This window comes from Nocardia sp. NPDC127526 (assembly GCF_042672265.1).
GTDB lineage: Bacteria > Actinomycetota > Actinomycetes > Mycobacteriales > Mycobacteriaceae > Nocardia.
Window position 1 is genome coordinate 310,880 of sequence record NZ_JBHXVO010000008.1, and the last position, 18,641, is coordinate 329,520.

General features: G+C 68.0%; 16 protein-coding genes. 10 read left to right on the top strand and 6 right to left on the bottom strand.

Going from position 1 to position 18,641, the window contains the following annotated elements; genetic code table 11:
• The first annotated feature begins 201 nt into the window (after positions 1–201).
• The gene (locus tag ACFVIV_RS17610) at positions 202–1,188 is read left to right on the top strand and encodes an o-succinylbenzoate synthase (RefSeq protein ID WP_379197399.1); all 987 of its coding nucleotides are present in this window, start codon (positions 202–204) and stop codon (positions 1,186–1,188) included.
• A gap of 178 nt (positions 1,189–1,366) precedes the next feature.
• Here the strand turns inward: ACFVIV_RS17610 and ACFVIV_RS17615 are convergent, their stop codons facing one another.
• The 4 genes from ACFVIV_RS17615 to ACFVIV_RS17630 all read right to left on the bottom strand — a co-directional run bounded on the left by ACFVIV_RS17615 (position 1,367) and on the right by ACFVIV_RS17630 (position 4,641).
• The gene (locus tag ACFVIV_RS17615; RefSeq protein ID WP_379197401.1) at positions 1,367–1,843 is read right to left on the bottom strand and encodes a hypothetical protein; all 477 of its coding nucleotides are present in this window, start codon (positions 1,841–1,843) and stop codon (positions 1,367–1,369) included.
• A 33-nt stretch (positions 1,844–1,876) separates the two neighbouring features.
• Positions 1,877–3,124, bottom strand: a complete 1,248-nt coding sequence (locus ACFVIV_RS17620) for a DUF6745 domain-containing protein (protein ID WP_379197403.1) — start codon at positions 3,122–3,124, stop codon at positions 1,877–1,879.
• 77 nt (positions 3,125–3,201) lie between these two features.
• Entirely contained in the window at positions 3,202–3,741 is a 540-nt protein-coding gene (locus ACFVIV_RS17625) for a TIGR04338 family metallohydrolase (RefSeq protein ID WP_379197405.1), read from the bottom strand.
• Between the two features lie 36 nt (positions 3,742–3,777).
• Positions 3,778–4,641 carry a DUF2786 domain-containing protein gene (locus ACFVIV_RS17630; protein WP_379197407.1) on the bottom strand — a complete coding sequence of 288 codons (864 nt, stop codon included), beginning with the start codon at positions 4,639–4,641 and terminating at the stop codon, positions 3,778–3,780.
• A 146-nt stretch (positions 4,642–4,787) separates the two neighbouring features.
• Between ACFVIV_RS17630 and ACFVIV_RS17635 the strand changes: the two genes are divergently transcribed.
• From ACFVIV_RS17635 to ACFVIV_RS17660, 6 genes are all read left to right on the top strand, one after another.
• Positions 4,788–6,089 (top strand): ABC transporter substrate-binding protein, encoded by a 1,302-nt coding sequence (locus tag ACFVIV_RS17635; protein ID WP_379197409.1) that lies wholly within the window; start codon positions 4,788–4,790, stop codon positions 6,087–6,089.
• 85 nt (positions 6,090–6,174) lie between these two features.
• Positions 6,175–7,164, top strand: a complete 990-nt coding sequence (locus tag ACFVIV_RS17640; RefSeq protein ID WP_379197455.1) for a carbohydrate ABC transporter permease — start codon at positions 6,175–6,177, stop codon at positions 7,162–7,164.
• On the top strand, positions 7,164–8,075 hold the full coding sequence (locus ACFVIV_RS17645; protein WP_379197411.1) for a carbohydrate ABC transporter permease: 912 nt from the start codon (positions 7,164–7,166) through the stop codon (positions 8,073–8,075). Before ACFVIV_RS17640 ends, ACFVIV_RS17645 begins: the two co-directional genes overlap by 1 nt.
• Positions 8,076–8,272: 197 nt before the next feature.
• Positions 8,273–10,471, top strand: a complete 2,199-nt coding sequence (locus tag ACFVIV_RS17650) for a transglycosylase domain-containing protein (protein ID WP_379197413.1) — start codon at positions 8,273–8,275, stop codon at positions 10,469–10,471.
• Positions 10,472–10,674: 203 nt separating this feature from the next.
• Positions 10,675–11,130: a GyrI-like domain-containing protein gene (locus tag ACFVIV_RS17655; protein ID WP_379197415.1), complete on the top strand. Its 456-nt coding sequence runs from the start codon at positions 10,675–10,677 to the stop codon at positions 11,128–11,130.
• Positions 11,131–11,135: 5 nt separating this feature from the next.
• Positions 11,136–11,561 carry a GyrI-like domain-containing protein gene (locus tag ACFVIV_RS17660; RefSeq protein WP_379197417.1) on the top strand — a complete coding sequence of 142 codons (426 nt, stop codon included), beginning with the start codon at positions 11,136–11,138 and terminating at the stop codon, positions 11,559–11,561.
• A gap of 74 nt (positions 11,562–11,635) precedes the next feature.
• On the opposite strand, the gene ACFVIV_RS17665 is transcribed toward ACFVIV_RS17660, so the two are convergent.
• Positions 11,636–12,736, bottom strand: coding sequence for an inositol-3-phosphate synthase (locus ACFVIV_RS17665; RefSeq protein ID WP_379197419.1), 1,101 nt, complete (start codon positions 12,734–12,736; stop codon positions 11,636–11,638).
• Positions 12,729–13,286, bottom strand: a complete 558-nt coding sequence (locus ACFVIV_RS17670) for a PadR family transcriptional regulator (protein WP_379197421.1) — start codon at positions 13,284–13,286, stop codon at positions 12,729–12,731. The genes ACFVIV_RS17665 and ACFVIV_RS17670 overlap by 8 nt, the downstream gene beginning before the upstream one ends.
• Positions 13,287–13,448: 162 nt before the next feature.
• Here ACFVIV_RS17670 and ACFVIV_RS17675 point away from each other — a divergent pair, with 162 nt between their 5' ends.
• The 3 genes from ACFVIV_RS17675 to ACFVIV_RS17685 all read left to right on the top strand — a co-directional run bounded on the left by ACFVIV_RS17675 (position 13,449) and on the right by ACFVIV_RS17685 (position 18,481).
• Positions 13,449–13,862: a DUF5318 domain-containing protein gene (locus ACFVIV_RS17675; RefSeq protein ID WP_379197423.1), complete on the top strand. Its 414-nt coding sequence runs from the start codon at positions 13,449–13,451 to the stop codon at positions 13,860–13,862.
• 740 nt (positions 13,863–14,602) lie between these two features.
• Complete coding sequence (locus ACFVIV_RS17680) at positions 14,603–16,807, top strand: transglycosylase domain-containing protein (protein WP_379197457.1); 2,205 nt, start codon at positions 14,603–14,605, stop codon at positions 16,805–16,807.
• A 99-nt stretch (positions 16,808–16,906) separates the two neighbouring features.
• The gene (locus ACFVIV_RS17685; protein WP_379197459.1) at positions 16,907–18,481 is read left to right on the top strand and encodes a glycosyltransferase family 87 protein; all 1,575 of its coding nucleotides are present in this window, start codon (positions 16,907–16,909) and stop codon (positions 18,479–18,481) included.
• The last annotated feature ends 160 nt before the right edge of the window (positions 18,482–18,641 follow it).

Genomic DNA, 18,641 nt, shown 5'->3' on the forward strand with positions numbered 1-18,641 from the left:
CCCGGGCCGGGTACGGAATTCGAGCGGGGATTGTCCGCACCGGGACGCCGCGGTTCATTGGGCGGGTACATATCGCTGGGCTCCCCCGGTGTCGATGGTCGGTCTCTCGCATTCTGTCCTCGCCACGGGCCCGCCGCCACTCCGTTACCCGCTACCTGGCCGAAGTCCGCTGAATGCCCGCCGCGAGTAGGCTCCCCGGCAATGACCGACAGCGCCTCCGCACCCGCTTACGACGCCGCGATCGTCTACGCCATTCCCCTGCGAACCCGGTTCCGCGGGATCACGGTTCGCGAGGGCATGCTCATTCCCGGGCCGAACGGCTGGGGCGAATTCTGTCCCTTCCCCGAATACGACGACCGCGAGGCCGCCGCCTGGCTGGCCACCGCCGTCGAGCAGGCGACGATCGGCTGGCCGGAACCGGTCCGGGATCGGGTTCCGGTCAACTGCATCGTCCCCGCCGTCGGCCCCGACCGCGCGCGTGAGATCGTCGCCGCCTCGGGCTGCGGCACCGCCAAGGTGAAGGTCGCCGACCACCCGGACTCACTGTCCGAGGACCTCGACCGGGTGGCCGCCGTGCGTGACGCCCTCGGCCCCGGCGGCGCGGTCCGCGTCGACGCCAATGCGGTCTGGGACGTGGACACCGCCGTCGCGCGGATCAAGCAGATCGACAGGGCGGCAGGAGGTTTGGAATACGTCGAACAACCCTGCCGCACCATCGAGGAACTCGCCGCCGTCCGCCGCCGCGTGGACGTGCGCATCGCCGCCGACGAATCCATCCGGCGTGCGGAGGATCCCCTGCGCGTGGCGGTGGCGGGCGCTGCCGACGTCGCCGTCCTGAAATGCACTCCCCTCGGTGGCGTCCGCCGCGCACTTCAGGTCGCCGAGGCCGCCGGCCTGCCCTGCCTCGTCTCCTCCGCGCTGGAAACCAGCGTCGGCCTCGCCGCCCAGATCGCCCTGGCCGGAACACTTCCCGACCTCGACTTCGCCTGCGGCCTGGACACCCTGTCGCTGTTCACCGGCGACCTGGTGACGGATGCGGTGCGGCCGGTGAACGGATACCTGCCTGTTCCCCGGCAGGCACCGGTCCCCGACCCCGAGCTGCTGAACCGATATCAGCACCCGGACCCCGAACGCGTCACGTGGTGGCGTGACCGTCTGACCCGTGTCCGCACACTCCTGGCCGCCTGAGCGCGTACGCACTCCTGGCCGCCTGAGCGCGTACACAGAACCCTCACCCGTCATCCCGGCACGCGCCTCACCCGTCATCCCCGCACGCGCCTCACCCCGTCATCCCGGCATGCTTTTGGCCGGGATCTCCTACGGTGCTGCGGATTCCGGCCAAGAGCACGCCGGAATGACGAGGAACTCAGTCCGCGACGAGAGCGGTGCTCAGGCGGCCCGGGATGCTGCCGTGCCACGCGGTGGCGGCGCGTTCTCGCTGACGTCGGATCAGGTAGCGGCCGGGCGCGATGCCGCTGCCGCCGTGTTCCGGGTGCAGCAGGTAGGCGATGCCGCTGGTGTCGAGGCAGCCGAGGGCAAGGCCCTCGCTGTCGCGGACGCGTGAGGTCCAGCGGCAGCTGCCCGGGTCCGCCACCAGCACATGCGGATTCGCGCCGCTACCGCCGCGAACGACCTCGATTCCGGTGGGCGGCAGCTCGGTCCAGCGCACATTGAACACGCTCACCTCGGGAACCAGATCGAGCGGAATGACGATCAGATCGCCTTGAGCTTGTATGCCCGCTATGACGGGAATGGTGGCCTCGCGGTCCACATGGGCGAGAACGTCCACGCCGGTGCGGTCGCTGAGATCGGAGACGGTCGGGTCGACAAACAGGGAAGTCATAGTGATCACCTCGGGTCCGTACGAGTTTCGAGTTCATGTGCGGCGCTCCAGCCGTGCGTACTGCACGCCGCTGAGCCCGTATGTCCAGCCGACGGCCTCGATCGGGTCGTCGAAGATGTCGGGTACATAGAGGCCATAGCGGCGGCGGGTGCCGTCGCGTTCGCGGGAACCGTTGACCACCAGCAGCAATCGGGTAGTGCCGCGCCAGCCACGGTCGGGTGATTCGTATAGTCGTAGTTCTGCGCCCGGATTCCCGGGATCGGGCGCGTGCGACAGCAACGTGAGCCCGGTCTGTTCGATATAGGAATCCCAGCCGATGCGTTCGATCGCGGCGCGGCGCACCTCTATACTCGGCGTCTCCCGGATCCGTTCGATAGTCGGCGCGGTCATCACCCACTCCGGCACCGGCGTCCCGTGCAGCACGAATATGCCCGCATCATCGGCGAATTCGACTGCACGGTACTGGTCGTGGTGCAACCTCACCTCGCCGGACAGCGCCCCCGCCTGCGGTTCGGTATGCACCGCGATCGGGCGTTCGGCCATGATGCATCGACGCGGGCCGGGCCACCACCAACCCGTCGACCGGGCCAGCGCCACCCAGTGCGCCAGCTGCTGCGCGGCATCGCGGCGATAGCCGAAAAGCCCAGCCGTCTGACAGATATCGAAGAACGCGGTTTCCCACAGGTCATACCGCTCGTATCCGGCAATGCCGCCGCCATTCCCCGCTTCGCCGAGCAATGCGGTCCGCAGCGGCCGATACACGCTGTCGGCCAGGGTTTCCCGCAGTGGCTGGTGCACCACCGCCTCCAATACGCGACGGACCGAGATGCCCGCGTCGAGCATTTCCCGGGGCGTCATGGTGGCGAGCTCACCCAGAGAGACAGCGGCGCCGAGCATCGTCCACCCGCCCGTGGGCTCGATGCGCGCCATTATCCGATGCCGCATTTCGGATCTCAGGACGATCAGTCGCTGCAGGAGCGGCCATTGCCGAATGGGTTTGCCGTGGTCCGGGCGACCCAGTCCATCCGGCAGCGCGCTCGGATCCGACCGGAGTACATCGGCTGCTGCCGTGGGTGACGGCACCCACTCGAATTCCGGTGGTGGTTCACCCAATAGCCGGTACAACTCGGTGACGGCACTCTCGGCGGCATCCCGATCGGCTGGTTCAGTGGATAGTCCGATGCGCAGCCATTCGTCCCGCAATCGACAGGCGGTCTCGACTCGATCGGCCAGGGGAATCCCGCGGGCATTGCGCCGCTGCGGGGATGACGCGGGGGTCACCGCTTCGAGGCGGTGGCCGCCTTTCCGTAGAAGGAGATCATGTTTTCGATCATGACATCGGAATCCGGATCACGCAATCAGGCGATGCGCACGCCACAGGAGTACATGGTGGTGCGCAGCAGCAGCGCGGCCTCGGGGCCGATGATGCCGTCCACCAGATCCAGGTAGCGGGCGCAGAATTCGGGGCCGTGCGCGGCGGTCTCGGACCGGGCGGGTTCGAGGTGGTGGGCGAGTTCGTGCAGAATCACCAATTCCCTTAGCGCCCAGGCATTTCGGCGGTGCACCACACTGTCGGGGCGGTTGACGCTGCGCAGCGGGACCGCCAGCACGGCGCCCTCGACCTCGTAGTGCGCGGCCTCGGCCCCGGCGCGCGCCCGGACGGTCACCGGTTCGGCGGCCCGATCCCAGTGCGCGCGTACCCAATTCAGCGCCAGCACGCGATCGACGTAGGTCTGCACCGATTCCACCGAACCGAAGCGCCGCTCGATCGGCAAGGTCAGGTTCGACCCGTGCATCTCGATGGTGCGCGCGCCGAACTCGTCGGCCCGGTCGAACATCCGCCGCACCAACTGTTCGGCGTCATAGACCCGCGACCGTTGCGAATCCCGAGGGCTCATGCCGATTCCGCCGAATTCGTCAGCACGGGCGCATGGTCACGGGGCACTGCCGTCTCCCGCGCCGCGAGTGAGCCGTCCGCGCGCCGCGCCCAATTCGGGCGAGTTGTTCAGCCGGGCGGCCCGGCCCGCCCGGTCGCCCGCGCGGCGCGCGGCCGCGGAGTATCCGGCGGATGCCTGCGGGCCGCGCCAGGTGCCGCGCGCCTCGGAGGTGCTGGTGTAGAAGTCGACGAGTTCGAGTTCCTTGTCCCGCAATGCCAGTGCCGTTCCGGCAGCAGCGATGTCGCCGTTTGCCGAGGCGTCGGCCCGGACGGCGTCGGCCTCCACTTCGGCCTTGACCTCGGCGAGGCGGCGGCCGATGCGCTCGGCGAAGGCCATCTGGAAGTTCAGCCGGGCGGTGACCGCGGCGACCGGGGCCTGCACCTTGCGCTGGACCTTCCGGCCGAAGCGGGACTCGACCACGATCTTCTCGGCGGTGGCGCTCCGGTACGACCCCGATTTGATGTAGTGGTCCGAGGCCCGCACCATCTGCACGAGCAGGCTCGTGTACAGCGATTCGCAGGTGTCGATATCGGAGTCGAATCCGTAGGCGTACACCGTGGTCGAGGTGCGAGTCACATCACAGCGCACGTCATTGGCGGTGGCGATGGCCACGAACAGCTGCACGTAGGTGCGCAGCCCGCGCTTGCCCGCCTCGCCGATGGGGATGACCCGCTGCACCGGGACCGGCCGGCGCTCCCGGCTCGCGATGTGCGCCCGCGCCACCGTCAGATCGATGGCCGAGCGAGTCGCCAGCTTCTGCGCCGCCGCGAGGAAGGCCTCGGCTTCGTGTTCGTTGTCGGTGGATTCGGCTTGGCGCAGCAATCCGCCGATTCGGGTGAGGAGTTTGTCCTGGGAAGCCATCGGCAGTCAGCCTAGCTGGGGCGATACGCGCCGGGGGTGGTGCGAAGTCCGAGGTAGTCCCGGCGCGGGGAACCTCCACCATGTATCTTCCCTTGTGCAACCGGCTGAGTGTGCTGCCGCTCACGTCTCGATCTGGAGTATCCGCGATGGTGTTGAAAAAGGTGTCGTCCCTACGATCGTCGCTCGTGCCGCGTGCTGCCATAGCGGTCACGTCGGCGGCGCTGCTGACGGCGACTTTCGCCGCGGGCTGCTCCAGCGACAGTGGTAGCAACCCCACCTCGCAGAACCTCACCGGCCGCGGCCCCATCACCTACGTCGAGGGCAAGGACACCACCGAGACCGGTGCGGTCAAGCAGCTCATCGAGCGCTGGAACGCCACCCACCCGGATGAGAAGGTGACGTTCAAGGAGCAGTCCAACGACGCCTCCCAGCAGTACGACGACCTGGTGCAGCATCTGCAGGCCAAGTCGGCGGACTACGACGTCATCGCCATGGACGTGCCGTGGACCGCGGAGTTCGCGGCCAAGGGCTGGATCCAGCCGCTGAAGGACTCCTTCGCCATCGACACCTCGACGCTGCTGTCGCCGCCGGTCGCCTCGGCCACCTACAACGGCACCCTCTACGCCGCGCCGCGCAATACCAATGGCGGCCTGCTGTTCTACCGCAAGGATCTGGTGCCCGAGCCGCCGAAGACCTGGGCGGAGATGCTGTCGCACTGCCCGCAGGCCAAGGCCGAGAACATCGGCTGCTACGCCGGGCAGTTCGCCCCCTACGAGGGTCTGACCGTGAACGCGGCCGAGGTCATCAATGCCTTCGGCGGCAGCTTCGTGGGCCCGGACGGCAAGTCCCCCACCGTGAACAGCCCGCAGGCCCGCGCCGGCCTGCAGACCCTGGTCGACTCCTACAAGAACGGCGACATCCCGAAGGAGGCCATCTCCTTCAAGGAGCCGGAGAGCCAGCAGGCCTTCGTCAGCGGCAAGCTCATGTTCATGCGCGGCTGGCCGTCCTCCTACGGTGACGCCGGCTCGGACGCCTCGGCCGTGAAGGACAAGTTCGGCGTCGCCCCGCTGCCCGGCAAGGACGGCATCGGCGCCTCGACCCTGGGTGGCTACAACGCCGCCATCAGCTCCTTCTCCAAGAACAAGGCCACCGCGCTGGACTTCCTGCGCTTCCTGATCTCCGAGGACGCCCAGCACATCGTGGCCTCGGGCGCGCTGCCGTCGGTGCGGGCCTCGGTCTACGACGATCCGGCGCTGATCGCCAAGATGCCGTACCTGCCCGCGCTCAAGGAGTCCATCGCCTCCGCGGTGCCGCGGCCGGTCACCCCGTTCTACACCGCGGTGTCGAAGGCCGTGCAGGACAACGCCTATGCTGCCCTGACTGGAACCAAGTCCGTCGACGACGCGATCATCGGTATGCAGAAGGGCATCGAGACCGCCGGGTCGTAGGCCCCGCCTGCCGAGTCTTGTCGCCCGCAGGAGAAGAGAAAAGGTGTCACGTCCTTCGGGAGCGGCCGATGTCGAGCCGCCCGGCATGACCAAGTCGTCCGCGAAACCCGAACCGTCACAGCGCAAGCGCCGAGCCGCCCTGAGCGACTCGGCCAAGGCGTGGCTGTTCGTCACCCCGGTGCTCATCGCACTGGCCGTGGTCATCGGCTATCCGGTCGTCCGCGCCCTGTACATGTCCTTCCAGAAGGACGCCGGGCTGGACACCGCGACCGGCATGTTCGTGGAGGGCGGCAACGCCGGCTTCAGCAACTACACGCACTGGCTGCTGCAGCAGTGCACCAACAGCCTCGGTGAGACGGTCAGCTGCCCGACCGGCAATCTCGGCTCGCAGTTCTGGCTGGCCATCGGCGTCACCCTGTTCTTCACCGTGGTGACGGTCACGCTGGAGGCCACCATCGGCCTGGGCATGGCCGTCATCATGGGCAAGACCTTCAAGGGCCGCGCCCTGCTGCGCGCCGCCGTGCTGATTCCGTGGGCCATCCCCACCGCCGTCACCGCGCGGTTGTGGGAGTTCATGTTCCAGTACGACGGCGTGGTGAACCGGGTGCTGGGCACCCACATCCTGTGGACCGCCGACGCCTGGCCGGCGCGGTTCGCGGTCATCATCGCCGACGTGTGGAAGACCACGCCGTTCATGGCGCTGCTGATTCTGGCGGGCCTGCAGGTCATTCCGGAGGACGTGTACGAGGCGGCGCGGGTGGACGGCGCCTCGGCCTGGCAGCGGTTCGTGCACATCACGCTGCCGCTGCTCAAGCCGGCGCTGCTGGTGGCCATTCTGTTCCGCACCATGGATGGGCTGCGGTTGTACGACCTGCCGGCCATCATGACGCAGAACAATCCGGCCACCCGGCCGATCTCCGCGCTGGTGGTCGACCAGGTGCGGGTGGGCGCGAACAGCGCCTCGGCCTTGTCGGTGATCACCTTCCTGTTGATCTTCGCCGTGGCTTTCATGCTGGTGAAGGTGCTGGGCGCCAATGCGGTTCGCACCCAGGAAGCACAGCGGGAGGCGCACTGATGAGTATCGACATGGCGAAAGAGCCCGCGGGAGCGCCGGTGCCGGTCGCGAGAACCACTGTCCGGCAGTCGGTTCCGTGGACGAAGAAGCTGGCTTCGGGCCGGGTGTACCTGGGCGCGCTGATCGTGCTGATCTGGGGTCTGGGGCCGTTCTACTGGATGGTCGTGACCGCGCTGCGCGATCCGATCTACCAGTTCGACAACACGCCCTGGCCGACTCACCTCACGCTGGAGAACTTCCGCAACGCCTTCGACACCAGTCGCGGCAATGATTTCGGGCGGGCGCTGGGCAACAGCGTCATCATCGGATCCATCACCACGGTGGTCGCGCTGCTGATCGGCGTCATGGCGGCGTACGCGCTGGCGCGGCTCACCTTCAAGGGCAAGTACCTGGTGTCCGGGCTCATCCTGAGCGCGTCCATGTTCCCGGTGGTGGTGCTGGTGACGCCGCTGTTCCAGCTGTTCACCAATATCGGCTGGATCGGGCAGTACCAGGCCATGATCATTCCGAACATCTCGTTCGTGCTGCCCATGACGGTGTACATCCTGGCGTCGTTCTTCACCGAGCTGCCGTGGGAGCTGGAGGAGGCCGCGCGCATCGACGGCGCGTCGCGGTTCCAGGCCTTCCGGTTGATCATGCTGCCGCTGGCCGCGCCGGCGGTGTTCACCACGGCCATCCTGGCGTTCATCGCGGCGGTCAACGAATACCTGCTGGCGCGACTGCTCTCCAGTGACGCCACCGAGCCGGTGACCGTGGCCGTCGCCCGGTTCTCGGGCAACAACCCGCAGGTGCAGCCGTACGCGGCGATCATGGCGGCGGGGACCATCGTCACCATTCCCCTGGTGATCATGGTGCTGCTGTTCCAGCGCCGCATCATCTCCGGTCTCACCGCCGGTGGTGTGAAGAGCTGACGCCCTAGGCGTGCAGGGGTCCGGGAGCTAAGCCCCCGGACCCCTTAGGCCTGCGGCCCGCGGCTCCGGCCCCCGGGTCCCTATTCCCGTCGCCAATTCCCCGGACACCGTCGGTGTGTCGTCTAGCATGGGTCGCGCCGCACGCTGATTCGCGGCGTCCTGAAGCAAAGCAAGCTTTTTCGACGCTCCGAAAGGGGATGCTCGTGAGCTCGTCCCGCAAGCGGCGCCGCGGCGAACCGGCGCCGTACGCCACCATGGCCGGGTGGAACGAGCTGGCGACCCAGGCCTCGCGGCGGGCGCCGACGCACAGCAAGCCGCGCCGCCGCCCCAAACCTCCCAAACCACCCGCGTCCAAGATCGCGCCGGGTAAGACGCGCGGACAGCGCATTCGGCGGGTTCTGCTGGCGCTGTTCTGCATTTTCTTCGTGGTGCCTGCGCTGCTGCTCGGACTGGCGTACTGGAGTGCGGAGATTCCGGATCCGGAAGCGGTGCAGACCAATCAGATCGCCACCATCCTCACCTCGGACGGGCAGTCGGTCATCGCCAAAGTCGTTCCGCCGGACGGCAATCGCACGCCGGTTCCGCTGGACGACGTCCCGGAGCACATGCGGCTGGCCATGCTCTCGGCCGAGGATCGCAACTTCTACACCAATCCGGGCTATTCCACCTCCGCCTTCGTTCGCGCGGCGCGGGATAACTTCATGGGCAAGGAGGACGCCGGCGGCGGCTCCACCATCACCCAGCAGTACGTCAAGAACGCCTTCCTGAGTTCCGAGCGGACGCTGAGCCGCAAGATGCGCGAGCTCATCATCTCCGCCAAGATGGCGCGGCAGTGGTCCAAGGACGACATTCTCGCCGCGTACCTCAACACCATCTACTACGGGCGCGGCGCGTACGGCATCGCGGCCGCCGCCAAGGCGTACTTCGCCAAACCGGTCCCGGAACTGACCCTCGCCGAGAGCGCGATCCTGGCCGCGGTGGTGCGCACGCCGTCCATCCTGGATCCGGAAACCCACCTCGACCAGCTGCGCGCCCGCTGGGTGTACGTGCTCGACGGCATGGTGGAGATGGGCGTGCTCAATCGGAACGAGCGCGCCACCACCCAGTTCCCGGACATCGTCCCGGTCACCGAGCTCAACGACAGCATTCCGCGCGGGCCCGAGGGCCTGATCCGCGCCCAGGTGCTGCGCGAGCTGCGCGACTCCGGCATTTCCGAGTACGAGCTGAATACCGGTGCGCTGCAGATCATCACGACCATCGACGCGCGTGCCCAGCAGGCCGCGCTGGATTCCGTGGGCGGGGTGCTGGGCGGGCAGCCGGGCGAACTGCGCACCGCGGTGGTGTCCATCGATCCGCGCACCGGCGCGGTGCGCGCCTACTACGGCGGTCCCGACGGCATCGGCTTCGATTTCGCGCAAGCCCCCTTGCAAACCGGTTCCGCATTCAAGACCTTCGCCGTGCTGGCCGCGCTGCAACAGGGCATCTCACTGTCGTACAAGATCGACAGCGAACCGCTCACCGTGAACGGCCAGAAGATCCAGAACGTGCAGGGCGAGAGCTGCGGCACCTGCTCGCTGGGCGAGGCCTTCAAGCGGTCGCTGAACACCAGCTTCTACCGGCTCACCCAGGCGCTGTTCGAAGGCCCCAAGGCGATTGCCAATGCCGCCCACCAGGCCGGCATTCCGGAGCAGATTCCCGGCGTGCCGGGCAAAACGCTGACCGAGGAGGACGGTCCGCCGCTGCCGTCCATCGTGCTCGGCGCGTATTCGGTGCGTCCCATCGACATGGCCTCGGCCTACGCGACGCTCGCGGCCTCCGGCGCCTACCGCGCCCCGTACTTCGTGCAGAAGGTGATCACCGGCGACGGCCGCGTACTGCTCGACCGGGAAGCCGATCCGCAGCCCTCCGAACAGCGCATCACCCCCGCCGTGGCCGATACCGTCACGCAGGCCATGCTGCCGATCGCCGCCTACTCCGGTAAACCGCTGGGCGGCGGCCGCGCCTCCGCGGCCAAGACCGGCACCACCCAGCTCGGCGAGACCGGTGACAACAAGGACGCCTGGATGGTCGGCTTCACCCCGTCGCTGTCCACCGCGGTGTGGGTGGGAACCGAACAGTCCCAGCCGATTCGGACCGCCCGCGGCGGCGCGGTCTACGGATCCGGCCTGCCCGCCGACATCTGGAAGCAGACCATGGACGGCGCGCTGGAAGGCACTCCCGCCGAAGCGTTCCCGAATCCGGAACCCATTCCCGGCTCACCGCCCAGCAATGCCAATTGGGACATCCTCAACCCCGGTCCCGGCGGCCAGCAGGAGCCGATCGTCATCATCCCGCCCGCGCCCCCGCCGCGTCAGGTGGAAATCTTCCCTGGCCTCAGCATCCCGGTCCCGGGTTAGATGTATTCGCCCACCCCGATTCGGGGGGTGCGGGCCAACGCCCGCGCAGTTGATCATGAAATACAACAACGCGCCCCCACACGCGCAACGGCGGATATTGTGGAAACCGGCCACCGGTGCCATCGACTCCGGACGACGGTGGCAGGATGCGGGTTGGGAGCAGGGTGGGGTCGGAGACAGCACGAGACATAGGGGCGACGCCGGTGGATTTCAATGTCGTTGAACGCCACGAGACGCTGGTGGCCGGAACGGTGCTACGCAGCCCGGCGCTCGCGGTCGAGGGACCGCGCCGCGCCAAGGTCGAGGAGGCGTGGAAGCGCAACCTCGCCCGCAGCCTGCCCGGACCGCCCGCCACCGCGTATGTCGATCACGCGCCCGAGATCGGCTCCTATCTGACCCACATCGTCGGCTACCGGCTGCGCACCCTGGACGACCTGCAGCCCGGCGATGTGCTGGCCCGCATTCCGGCGGGAAAGTTCGCCCGCTTCACCCGCAGTGGTGACAATCTGGGCGACACCATCGCCTCCATCTGGCGCATGGTCTGGGATCTCGAGGCGTCGGGCACGCTGGTACGCGCCTACACCGGGGATTTCGAGCGCTATCCGGACGTCCGGACGGTGGAGGTTTTCGTGGCGCTCGATCCGAGCGCGGAGGGGTAGGGGCCGTGGATTTCGAAATCGTCACCCTGGAGGCGTTCCTCGTCGGCGGGCTCACCATCCCGCTGGCCGGTCGCGAGGTGACCGCCCGCGACCTGGACCTGGTGAACTTCACCTGGGACCGCTACCTGGCCCGCGAGAAGAAGGCCGAGCGCGTCGCCGCCTACATCGGCCAGAACGACCACGCCGTGGCGGTGCTGGGCTACGAACTCGCCAACCTCGACGGCCTCGACATCGGCGACGTCATGACCCGCATCCCCGCGGGCCGCTACGCCAAATTCGTTGTCTCCGACAAGCCTTACGACCTCCTCCGCACCGCCTGGGCCAAGGTCGCCAAGGCCGAGAACGCGGGCACCATCACCCGCTCCCACGCCGCGGAGATCGAGCGCTACACGGGCCCGACGAGCGTCGAGGTCTACGTCTCCCTCGACTGAGGAGTGAAAAGCTAAGGGCAGGTTCGCGATTGGATCGCGAACCTGCCCTTCCCTCACCTGTGCGCGAGTAGGCGCTACTCGGCCCCGATGATGAAGGCTTCCAGCTGCGCGCGGGCGATGTCGTCGGCGAGCTGCTTCGGCGGGGACTTCATGAGGTACGCGGAGGCCGGGATGACCGGTCCGCCGATGCCGCGATCCTTGGCGATCTTGGCGGCGCGCACGGCGTCGATGATGATGCCGGCGGAGTTCGGCGAGTCCCACACCTCGAGCTTGTATTCGAGGTTCAGCGGCACGTCACCGAAGGCGCGGCCCTCGAGGCGCACGTACGCCCACTTGCGGTCGTCCAGCCAGCCCACGTGATCGGACGGGCCGATGTGCACGTCGTTGGCGCCCAGTTCCTTCTTCAGGTTGCTGGTCACGGCCTGGGTCTTGGAGATCTTCTTGGACTCCAGGCGCTCACGCTCGAGCATGTTCTTGAAGTCCATGTTGCCGCCCACGTTCAGCTGCATGGTGCGGTCCAGCTGCACGCCGCGGTCCTCGAACAGCTTGGCCATGACGCGGTGCGTAATGGTGGCGCCGACCTGCGACTTGATGTCGTCACCGACGATCGGCACGCCCGCGTCGACGAACTTCTGCGCCCACACCGGATCGGAGGCGATGAACACCGGCAGCGCATTGACGAACGCCACGCCCGCGTCGATGGCGCACTGCGCGTAGAACTTGTCGGCCTCCTCCGAACCCACCGGCAGGTAGGAAACCAGCACGTCGACCTTGGCGTCCCGCAGAGCCTTGACCACGTCGACCGGCTCGGCGTCGGACAGCTCGATGGTCTGGGCGTAGTACTTGCCGATGCCGTCGAGGGTCGGGCCGCGCAGCACGGGGACGCCGGACGGGGGCACATCGGAGATCTTGATGGTGTTGTTCTCGCTGGCGAAGATCGCATCGGAGAGATCGAAGCCGACCTTCTTCGCATCCACGTCGAACGCGGCGACGAACTTCACATCGCGCACGTGGTAGGGACCGAACTTGACGTGCATGAGGCCGGGAACGGTGGAGTTCTCGTCCGCGTCCTTGTAGTACTGCACGCCCTGAACCAGCGACGAGGCGCAGTTGCCCACGCCGACAATGGCCACGCGAACTTCGGTGGCGCCCTCAGCCGTGTTGATTTCACTCATGGCCGATATTTCCCTCTTTCTGTGGTGCCGCCTTCGTCGATTGCTCCGCAGCAATCAACTCGTTGAGCCAGCGCACTTCGCGCTCGCTTGATTCGAGACCGAGTTGATGGAGCTGGCGGGTGTAGCGATCCAGTTGCCCGCTGGCGCGTTTGATCGCCTCCCGCAGTCCTTCTCGGCGCTCCTCGACCTGCCTCCGCCGCCCCTCCAGGATCCGCATCCTCGCTTCCGCGGGGGTGCGGCTGAAGAAGGCCAGATGAACGCCGAAGCCGTCGTCGGTGTAGTTCTGTGGTCCGGTATCGGCCAGCAGTTCGTTGAACCGCTCCCGTCCGGTGTCAGTCAGTTGGTAAACCCGCCGGGCTCTGCGCGTCGCCAACCCCAGCGGGGTCTCCTCCGCGATGAGCCCGTCGGTCTGCATGCGCCGCAGGGTCGGATACAGCGACCCGTACGAGAATGCCCGGAACGGGCCCAGCAGACCGGTCAATCGCTTGCGTAGCTCGTAGCCGTGCATGGGCGATTCGAGGAGCAGCCCGAGGATTGCCAACTCGAGCACCGGGCCTCACCTCCCTGACTGTTCTTCTCAGATCTAACCGATGGATGCAGTTCCAAACTATATCGCGCCGATATAGTTGCGCCACTCATCCGACTCCGTGAGAACCCTGAGAGTCGATCGGGGGCGTGCGGGGGTCGTACCGCCGCAAGTACTCTGGGTCGCGTGCGAATACAGCGGCAGGTAGTGGACTATGCGCTCCGGCGCCGGTCACTGCTGGCCGACGTCTATGCGGGGCGGGTCGCGGTCGCGGAAGTGTGCGATGCGAATCCCTATCTGTTGCGTGCGGCCAAATTCCATGGGCGGGGGAGCGAGGTCACATGCCCCATCTGCAGGAAAGAGCAGCTCACCCTCGTAAGCTGGGTCTACGGCGACGGGCTGGGACCGGTCGCCGGCTCTGCCCGCACACCGGAGGAACTGGTGCGGCTGGCCGAGACTCGCGAGGAGTTCTCGGTGCATGTCGTGGAGGTGTGCCGGACCTGCAGTTGGAATCATCTGGTGCAGTCCTATGTGCTGGGCGTGGCCCCGGCGCCGACGGGACGCCGCCGGGCCGGCACGCGCCGCACGGCCGCCGAATGAAAGGCCACGTCGACTGCTGATCCGCGGGCACGCAGCACGTGCCCGCCGCGGTGCACGTGACCGCATCGAGCCAACAGGACCGTATTTTCGAGTAGTTATTGGAGATCCAGGCTGTGACATCGCCCTATGACGACGGACCGCACGGCGGCCGCCCCCAGCGCGGCGGTTCGCACCCCGGCCCCGGCGGCTACCCGCCGCCCCGACCGGCAGGTCCGCCGCCCGGCGCACGGCAGCCGCAGGGTCGTCCAGGGCAGGGTCCGGGCGCGCCCGGGCGCGGTCCGGTCCCGGGTCCCGGCGGCGTGCCGCCGCGCGGACCCAATGGCCAGCCGCCGCGCGGCCCGGTGCCGCCGCAGGGCGGTCAGCCGCGCCGGCCGGCTCCGCCGCCGCAGCGTCCGGGCAATCCGGACGCGACGCGCAAGCTACCCCACCCCAATTCCGATGCCACACAGAAGGTGAACACGGGAGCGCGACAGGCTGTGCCGGACCACATTCAGCGCGCCGCCGCCTCCGATCGCAATCAGCGCGTGTCCGATCGCAGTGTGCGCGCGGCCGGCACCGGGACGCGTCCGCGCCCGGCCGACGATCGCACCCGCCCGGCGACCGGGCCCAATACGGCCGCGCGCCGGGCCCAGGCCGCGGCGCCCGGCGGTCCGCCGCCGCGGCGGCCCGGCGGCGGCAATGGTTCCGGCGGTTCCGGCGGCCGGGGTGGCCGTCCCGCGGGTGCGCCGAAGAAGCGTTCGGTGTGGCGGATTCTGCGCCGCATCTGTTATGTGGGCCTGGCGCTGTTCATCGTGGTGCCCAGCACCGCGTTCCTGATCGCGTACTCGACGGCGAGCGTGCCGCAGCCCGGTGACCTGAAGACCAATCAGGTGGCCACCATCTTCATGTCCGACGGCACCTCGGTGCTGTCCAAAGTCGTTCCGCCGGAAGGCAACCGGACCGACGTCTCGATCGACCAGATTCCGCCGGCGGTGCGCCAGGCGGTGATCGCGGCCGAGGACCGGGACTTCTACACCAATCCGGGCTTCTCCATCTCCGGCTTCGCGCGCGCCCTGCGCGACAATGTGCTGGGCAAGGCCAGCGCCGGCGGTGGTTCCACCATTACCCAGCAGTATGTGAAGAATGCGCTGGTCGGCAATGAGCGCTCGCTGACGCGAAAGCTGAAGGAGCTGGTCATCTCCGCCAAGATGGCGCGCGAGTGGTCCAAGGACGACATTCTCACCGCGTACCTGAACACCATCTACTTCGGTCGCGGCGCCTACGGTATCGACGCGGCGGCCAAGGCCTACTTCGGCAAGCCGGTGGGCGAGCTGAGCGTGACCGAGGGCGCGGTGCTGGCGGCCACCATTCAGCAGCCGTCCAATCTGGATCCGGAGAAGAATCCGACGGGCGCCAAGACGCGCTGGGAGTACGTGCTCGACGGCATGGTGAAGGCGGGCAATATCTCCGCCGCCGACCGCGCGGGCATGCAGTACCCCGAGGTCATTCCCGCGTCGCAGGCCCAGGGCGACAAGACCCTGGACAGCGGGCCCGAGGGCCTGATCAAGACGCAGGTGCTCAATGAGCTCTCCGCGGCCGGTATCAGCGAGCACGAGCTGAACACCGAGGGCCTGCAGATCACCACCACCATCGACCCGAAGGCGCAGGCGGCGGCGGTCGACGCGGCCACCAGCAATATGCAGGGCGAACCGGATAACCTGCGCACCGCGGTGGTTTCGGTGGATCCGCGCTCGGGCGCGGTGATGGCGTACTACGGCGGCACCGACGGTCAGGGCTTCGACTTCGCCAATGCCGGTCTGCCCGCGGGCTCCTCGTTCAAGGTGTTCGGCCTGGCCGAGAATCTGGAGCTGGGCAAGTCGCTCTCGACGCTGTACGACTCCTCGCCGGTCACGGTGAACGGCATCAAGATCACCAACGTCGAGGGCGAGCAGTGCGGCAACTGCACCATCGCCGAGGCGCTCAAGCGGTCGCTGAACACCAGCTTCTACCGCATGATGCTGGACATGCCGGGCAACGGCCCGCAGAAGATCGCCGATATGGCGCACAAGCTCGGTATCCCGGAATCCATTCCGGGCGTGGGCAAGACGCTCACCGAACCGGACGGCAACGGCCCCAACAACGGTGTCGTGCTGGGTCAGTACCAGGTGCGGCCGCTCGATATGGCCTCCGCGTACGCGACGCTGGCGGCCTCGGGCGTCTACCACGCGCCGCATTTCGTGCAGAAGGTCGTGACCTCCGACGGCACCGTGCTGCTGGATCGCGGCGAGGTCGCCGGTGAGCAGCGCGTCTCGGCCGCGGTCGCGGACAATGTCACCGCCGCCATGAAGCCCATCGCCGCCTGGTCGCGCAACCACCAGCTGGCCAACGGCCGCGAATCCGCCTCCAAGACCGGCACCCACCAGCTCGGCGACACCGGCCAGAACCGCGACGCCTGGATGGTCGGCTACACACCGTCGCTGTCCACCGCGGTCTGGGTCGGCACCGAACAGGGCGATCCGCTGCGCGGTTCCAGCGGCATGATCTACGGCTCCGGTCTGCCGTCCGACATCTGGAAGGACACCATGGACGGCGCGCTGCAGGGCACGCCGAAGGAGGACTTCCCGAAGCCGGGCGCCATTGCCGGCCAGGCGGGTGTGCCGTCGTGGTCCGCGCCGTACACGCCGAACTCGACCAGCAACGCGCCGCTGGCGCCGCCGGTGATCACGCAGTCGCAGGTGGAGATCCTGCCGGGCATCACGATTCCGGTGCCGGGGCTGGCGCCGAATCCGCAGAACCAGCGGACCCAGGAGCCGGAGCAGGACACACAGGACGGCGGACCGCTGCCCGGACAGCCGGTGCAGCCCTCCGACGGGGCGCCGCTGACCACGGTGCCGACCACGCCGAACGGAAACGGGGGAACCGGTAATGGGAACGGCACCGGAAACGGCAACGGGCGCAATCGATAGCCTGGCTCTGTGATCGAGCAGGAACTGGTGAACCGGCCGGCGGCCCGTGGGGCGTCGGCCGGTCGCGCACCGGAGGCGGGCGGTGATGGCGTTGCGGAACTGTATGTTTCGCCCGCGCCGCCGGCGGCCGATCTGCGCTCCGCCGACGACCGGGACAAGCCCAGCCGCACCGATGCGCTCACCTCGCAACTGGCCGATGTGATCGGCGGGCCGGTCGGCGACCACGCGGTCATCGGGCGCGTCCGGTTCTGGACGCCCATGCGGGTGATGATGGCCTTCGCGGTGGTGTTCCTGGCCTTCAGCTGGTTCGGCAAGGCCGCGTGCATCCAGCAGACCGATATGGACGGTGCGCTCGGGCTGGACTGGAACAACGGCCGGCAGTACACGGCCATGTGCTACTCGGACACGGTGCCGCTCTACGGCGCCGAACGCCTGAACGAGGGCGCGTTCCCGTACAAGAAGAAGTGGACCGAATTCGACGGCAATGGCCGGCCGCAGGTCCGGTACATGGAGTACCCGGTGCTGTCGGGCCTGTTCCAGTACGGGGGCATGGGAATCGCCAAGGCGTGGAAGCAGTCTCCGCTGCCGAGCGCGCTGGAAGTGGTCATCTACTTCAATGTGGTCGCGGTGCTGCTGTCCATGGCCTGGCTGGTCACCATCTGGGCCTCCGCGCTGCTCGCGGGCGGGCGGCGGGTGTGGGATGCCGCGCTGATCGCGCTGTCGCCGCTGGTGCTGGTGCACGCCTTCACCAATTTCGACGCGCTCGCAACGGCTTTCGCGGCCGGCGGGCTGCTGGCGTGGGCGCGGCGGCGGCCGGTGCTGGCGGGCATCCTGCTCGGGCTGGGCGGGGCCGCCAAACTGTATCCGCTGCTGCTGCTGGGACCGATCCTCATGCTGTGCCTGCGCGCCGAACGCCGCGGCGAGGACGCGCAGAGCTTCGGGCCGCTCGGCCCGCTGCGCACCGGCGGCGCGACCGCCGCGGCCGCGGTCATCACCTGGCTGACGGTCAATGCGCCGATCGCCGTGCTCTACCCGAACGGGTGGCGAGAGTTCTTCCGGCTCAATACCGAACGCCACGCCGACCCGGATTCCATCTACAACGTGATCACCTCGTTCACCGGCTGGACAGGTTTCGACGGCGTCCTCGATTCCGGTGAGACGCCCGCCATCCTGAACGTGGTCTCCCTGCTCCTGTTCGCCGCCGCCTGCGCCGGTATCGGCTGGATCGGCCTCACCGCCGCCCGCCGCCCCCGCCTGGCGCAACTGGCCTTCCTGGTGGTGGCGGCCTTCCTCCTCACCAACAAGGTCTGGAGCCCCCAGTACTCCCTCTGGCTGGTCCCCCTGGCCGTCCTGGCTCTTCCCCAACGCCGAATCCTCTTGGCGTGGATGACAATCGACGCCCTCGTCTGGGTCCCCCGCATGTACTACTACCTCGGCACCGACAAAAAGGGCCTCCCCGAGCAGTGGTTCACCGGCACCGTAATCCTCCGCGACCTAGCCGTGATCGCCCTCTGCATCCTGGTAATCCGCCACATCTACCGCCCCGCCGAAGACCCGGTCCGCCGCGACGGCATAGACGACCCCTCCGGCGGCATCCTCAACCACGCCCCGGATCCCGTGCACCCGTGGCTCCCGCCGCTCCTCCGCCCCCGCACCCCAACACTGGTGAGTTGAACCAACTCTCGTAACTCTCAGGGGCAAGCCCCTGAAACCCCAATGAGTGGGGAAGGCGGGGCCAAGCCCCTGAAACCCCAAAGGAGAGGAAAGCGGGGGCTAAGCCCCCGAATCCCCGAGCCTCTCGCGATTGAAGAGACCCCCGCGCCTCGGGCGCGGG

Bases quoted from the DNA above. Each gene is read 5' to 3' on its own strand.
- ACFVIV_RS17635 (WP_379197409.1), top strand. From the start codon at position 4,788: ATGGTGTTGAAAAAGGTGTCGTCCCTACGATCGTCGCTCGTGCCGCGT.
- ACFVIV_RS17640 (WP_379197455.1), top strand. From the start codon at position 6,175: ATGACCAAGTCGTCCGCGAAACCCGAACCGTCACAGCGCAAGCGCCGA.
- ACFVIV_RS17630 (WP_379197407.1), bottom strand. From the start codon at position 4,641: ATGGCTTCCCAGGACAAACTCCTCACCCGAATCGGCGGATTGCTGCGC.
- ACFVIV_RS17625 (WP_379197405.1), bottom strand. From the start codon at position 3,741: ATGAGCCCTCGGGATTCGCAACGGTCGCGGGTCTATGACGCCGAACAG.
- ACFVIV_RS17645 (WP_379197411.1), top strand. From the start codon at position 7,164: ATGAGTATCGACATGGCGAAAGAGCCCGCGGGAGCGCCGGTGCCGGTC.
- ACFVIV_RS17650 (WP_379197413.1), top strand. From the start codon at position 8,273: ATGCTCGTGAGCTCGTCCCGCAAGCGGCGCCGCGGCGAACCGGCGCCG.
- ACFVIV_RS17665 (WP_379197419.1), bottom strand. From the start codon at position 12,736: ATGAGTGAAATCAACACGGCTGAGGGCGCCACCGAAGTTCGCGTGGCC.
- ACFVIV_RS17615 (WP_379197401.1), bottom strand. From the start codon at position 1,843: ATGACTTCCCTGTTTGTCGACCCGACCGTCTCCGATCTCAGCGACCGC.
- ACFVIV_RS17610 (WP_379197399.1), top strand. From the start codon at position 202: ATGACCGACAGCGCCTCCGCACCCGCTTACGACGCCGCGATCGTCTAC.